This window comes from Achromobacter sp. GbtcB20 (genome assembly GCF_019091095.1).
In the GTDB taxonomy this organism is placed as follows: Bacteria; Pseudomonadota; Gammaproteobacteria; order Burkholderiales; family Burkholderiaceae_B; genus Achromobacter; species Achromobacter mucicolens.
On record NZ_JAGXJZ010000613.1, the window covers coordinates 1 to 262 of the forward strand.

Below are 262 nucleotides of genomic sequence, written 5' to 3' on the forward strand. Positions count from 1 at the left end.
CGGCCCGGACAAAAGACGTGGAAAAACCGGCGACCAGGTCGTGGTGCGCATCGGCGCAGCCAACCTGCGCAGCCTGAGCACCGGCGGCAGCGGCGACGTCGAACTCGAACGGGTCGGCGGCGAACGCTTCAGCCTGGCATCAGACGGACCGGGCGACGTGCGGGCGCGCGGCGCGGTGCGCGAGTTGCTGGTGACCAGCAGCGGCAGCGGCGACCTCGACCTGCGCCAACTGAAGGCGGACAAGCTCGACCTGACGATGTCC

General features: G+C 70.2%; 1 protein-coding gene. It reads left to right on the forward strand.

The window, feature by feature from the left end; translation table 11 throughout:
* Nucleotides 1-262: GIN domain-containing protein (locus tag KVT32_RS30430; RefSeq protein WP_217619469.1), on the forward strand; the 262-nt coding region annotated here is incomplete at both ends.